The sequence below is a fragment of the Paenibacillus aestuarii genome, from assembly GCF_027789125.1.
Taxonomy (GTDB): domain Bacteria; phylum Bacillota; class Bacilli; order Paenibacillales; family NBRC-103111; genus Paenibacillus_E; species Paenibacillus_E aestuarii.
The window spans coordinates 1-4345 of the sequence record NZ_JAQFVF010000052.1; the positions used below are offsets into that span (position 1 = coordinate 1).

At 44.5% G+C, this 4345-nt stretch carries 4 protein-coding genes; all 4 read left to right on the forward strand.

Annotated features, from left to right (window positions below; all coding sequences use genetic code 11):
* The first annotated feature begins 125 nt into the window (after positions 1–125).
* The 4 genes from O9139_RS21380 to O9139_RS21395 all read left to right on the forward strand — a co-directional run bounded on the left by O9139_RS21380 (position 126) and on the right by O9139_RS21395 (position 4336).
* Positions 126–1412, forward strand: a complete 1287-nt coding sequence (locus tag O9139_RS21380) for an IS110 family RNA-guided transposase (protein WP_270877931.1) — start codon at positions 126–128, stop codon at positions 1410–1412.
* Between the two features lie 492 nt (positions 1413–1904).
* Entirely contained in the window at positions 1905–3485 is a 1581-nt protein-coding gene (locus O9139_RS21385; protein ID WP_270881473.1) for a glycoside hydrolase family 43 protein, read from the forward strand.
* A 127-nt stretch (positions 3486–3612) separates the two neighbouring features.
* On the forward strand, positions 3613–3897 hold the full coding sequence (locus tag O9139_RS21390) for a hypothetical protein (RefSeq protein WP_270881474.1): 285 nt from the start codon (positions 3613–3615) through the stop codon (positions 3895–3897).
* 271 nt (positions 3898–4168) lie between these two features.
* Entirely contained in the window at positions 4169–4336 is a 168-nt protein-coding gene (locus tag O9139_RS21395) for a hypothetical protein (protein WP_270877747.1), read from the forward strand.
* Positions 4337–4345 lie beyond the last annotated feature (9 nt).

Sequence of the window (4345 nt, forward strand, 5' to 3'; positions counted from 1 at the left end):
GGGCAGCATTCCTATTATGAAGAAATACGAGGTTTGAGAAATAAAAAGACTCCTTGGTAAAATGTTAATGGGTCCTGAACGCTCGCCAGCAACCGGATCCAAAAACAAACCAAGGAGACTACAACATGCATTCTACTCAAAATGAAAGAATTAATCAAATCACATCTTCTACCTTAATTATCGGAGTCGACATTGCAAAATTCAAACATGTAGCGAGAGCCCAAGACAACCGCGGAGTCGAGTTTGGGAAGTCCATTACGTTTGAAAACAATCGACAAGGCTTTGAGTTGTTCGTAAGCTGGTTTCAGAAGATTTCAATAGAGCAAGGCTTCCAGGACATTATCGTTGGGATGGAACCAACGGGCCATTACTGGCTGAACTTCGCCCATTTTCTAAAAGAAAAGCATGTAAAATACGGTGTAGTGAATCCGCTGCACGTGAAGAAAAGCAAAGAACTAGATGACAATTCTCCAACGAAGAATGACGTCAAGGATGCTAAAGTCATTGCGCAACTGGTCAAAGACGGAAGATATGCCGTACCGAACCTTCCTCAGGGCGTTTATGCCGAACTGCGAGAAGCGATGAAAATTCGCGATCACCTGACGACTGATCTTTGTGTTGTGCAAGCACGTGTCCATAATTGGTTAGACCGGTATTTCCCGGAGTTTCTGACGGTATTTAAGGACTGGGAGTGCAAGTCAGCCATCCAAATGCTAAGTCTCTATCTACTGCCCCATGAACTTGTTGATGTACCAGATGAAACCCTGCTGCGGCATCTGAGAGAGGTTGCCAAGCGTGGGCTTGGTTTAGGCCGAGTAAGGAATCTGAAGGAGGCAGCAAGCTGTTCAGTGGGCATACAACAAGGTGCAGAGTTAGCTAAAATGGAGCTGAAACTTCTGCTGACTCAGTACGACTGGTTTAATAGCAAGCTGGAAGAATTGGAAATGAAATTGGATGAACTGCTGGGGCAGATCCCGCATGTGCAGCAATTACTGGCCATTAAAGGGATTGGAAGAGACACCATCGCGGGTTTTCTAGCTGAGGTAGGTGACATTCGGCAATACCGTCATCCCAAACAGATCACGAAACTTGCTGGATTGAACTTAAAAACGAATTCCTCAGGCAAGCACACCGGACAGACGAAGATAACGAAGAGAGGTAGGAAGCGCCTTCGTGCCTTGCTCTTTAGAGTGATGATGCCACTGGTTGCTAAAAATACAGCATTCCGAACCTTGCATGAGTACTACACGAAACGACCGGTAAATCCATTGAAAAAGATGCAATCCCTCATCGCTTTATGTAACAAGCTCATACGAATCCTGTTTGGCGTATTGAAAAAGGGACACGAGTTCAGTGAAGAAAAGATGATCCAGGATATTCCTCGATTTGAAGAGCGATCACAAGCTGCATAAATTACGATTTTCAGTGATGATGACCTAAGCAAAAGGAAGATGACAAGAAGCACGGATGAGTCGGAACGGCGTTAACATACGGACGAAGAGATCCTGTCGGGCAGCATATCTGACCTCCACCTCATGGACAGGTTGAATGAAGGAATGTGAGAGCGAAGACTCTGCGAGATGTGGGAGGGTTGACCGCCATGAGCCCATGTGGAGATCCAAAAGTGCAACCATACTTTACCTCAGTATCCACTATTTACAGCATGTGGTATAGGTGAAGAGTTTTTTTGCACCTCTGCAACCCATAAATTTCTTCCTCTTCAACTTCATTCCATTAAAATGTTATCTACAAAGAAGTAATTGTGGTCAAAATCTAAGAAAACGAGAGTATTAAGGAGCTATGTGATTCTCCATAGAGGGAGTTATCCGGAAGGAAATGATGTAAATAAGCACGAATTGACTGGGTGTTGGAATTGCACTTACGAACGAGAGGATAACGATGATATGCAGGATAACTACGAGGTGTTATCGAAGCGTGGTTTTTGGGGAGATCAAAGGGACGGTACCTATATCAATCCTGTTTTACCTGGAGATTATAGCGATCCGGATGTCATTAGAGTCGGTGAGGATTACTATTGTATCTCTTCTACTTTACATTGCTCTCCGGGAATGGCGGTGCTGCATTCCAAAGATCTTGTTAGTTGGAGAATAATAGGACATGTCGTTAAAGATTTAACAATTATCGGCCCGGAGTACAATTATGATCGAATGAACCGTTATGGTAGAGGAGTTTGGGCAGGCTCGATCCGATTCCATAAGAATAAATTCTGGGTTTATTTTTTTACCCCCGATGAAGGACTTTTTATGAGTACGGCTGCTGAACCAGCGGGGCCCTGGGAGCCACTTCATCAAGTTTGGGAAGTTAGCGGCTGGGACGACTGTTGTTCGTTTTGGGACGATGACGGACAAGGGTACTTGGTTGCCACCAACTTTGCTGACAACTATAATATCCATCTGTTTAAACTAAGTGAAGATGGCAAAGAGCTGCTGCATGACAGTGATACGATTATCCATCAGTACAAAGGGAGCGAAGCAAATAAGATCTACAAAATCGATGGATATTACTATTTTTTTCACAGTGAGGTTCGCTGTGAGGAAGGTAAGGACGTTAGAGTCGTCATGATGTTAAGATCGAAGTATATCTATGAGCCCTATGAGGAAAAGGAGCTTATCCATACGCACGGCATCGAAATAGACCGAGAGCCTAATCAAGGCGGACTTGTTCAGACGGCCTTAGGGGAATGGTATTTCATTTCTCATCAAGGAACAGGCGGGTATTACGAAGGGAGAACGCTTAACTTGCTGCCCGTAACGTGGGTTGACGGATGGCCGATAATCGGAAATGATACGGACGGCGACGGAATTGGGGAGATGGTATGGGGAGGCAGGAAGCCGATAAACGGGTATCCTACGACGGTTCTTTCAACAAATGACGATTTTGAGAGACCGGTACTTGGACCCCAGTGGGAATGGAATCATCAACCGAAAGCCGGCAAATGGTCGTTAACGGTACGGCCCAGCTATTTGCGTCTGTACGCATGCCGTCCCATCGAAAAGGACAATTTTTTTACCGTAAGCAACATCATTTCACAAAGAGCGTTTAGAACCGTTCACAATACTGCAACCGCAAAAATAGATGTAAGCGGCATGGTTGACGAACAAGAAGCGGGTCTTTGCCATTTTGCACAAACCTATTGCACGATTGGCGTTCAACAGCGGAAGGGAACGAGGGTTCTGAAGTATAACAATTCGGGTACGATTGAGCTGGGACCGCAATTAAGGGTTTCTACCATTTGGTTAAGATCTGTCTGGAACATAGACGGAATTAACCGATTCGAATATAGCGTCGATGGGATGCATTTTACAAGCTTTGGAGGAGTCTATCAGCTGGGATGGGGGGATTACAGGGGAGATCGAATCGGGTTATACTGTTATAACAGTGAGAGCGAGCAGGGTTATATCGATGCAGACTGGTTTTGTTATGAGGCTGCTGAAGCAGTAACAAGCGGTAACGAAAGTGAATAATCGGTTCATTTGCTGTCCGTGACAAGATCAGAAAGACGGAGAACCGTACCATAGATCAAGACTAGATCATTGAGCTAACGGACACGATAGTTGAACGAAAATAATACGCAATATCGGAGAGTGAAGAATGAACAGTTTCACAGTACACGGTAAGTTAAATGATCGTGGCATTTCCGTATCGTGGACCATAGACGGACTCACGGGCGACATTGAAGCAATCGAAACGATAAAACAAATAGCGTTATTATACGCCGGCCAAACGATCGAGGTAACACCGACAGGTCCATTTATTACTGAAGACCACCTGGCACACCGTCACGGAGCGCTTTATCTTATTAATGAGACACTCGACGAGATCGAGGAAATTGGTGACAACCCGGCAAACGATTGGGTGCCGGCACGGATATATTAATAAAATTTCATATTTAGGCCACGTTCAATAATAACCATAATTGAGGAGTTTGCTTCGCGGCAACTCCTACGTTTTTATTAAAACTAAAGGGCAGGTTAGTTCCAATATATGGTACAATAAAACCGATCATATTCATTCTATTTAAGGGCTTAATAAGAAGGTTGTGAGGGTTACAAAGGATGACCTGAACGATGCAACTGCATCCTATCTTCAGGTAACGGTGGCGTAAACGCAGGAAGCAACGGTAGATATCTCTGAGAGGATGAGTGAAATGACAGGGAACCTGTTTCGAGTGCTGTTCATTGTGGTGATGATCGCCGTTATCGTGAGTGTCGATATACTTTACTTAAGACATCACTTTGCGACCCGGCTAATCGTCAACATCGGAATAGTTGCGGTGTTTGTCTCCGTCTATTTCATCTTTTTCAAGAAATCGTAAGCAAAGTAC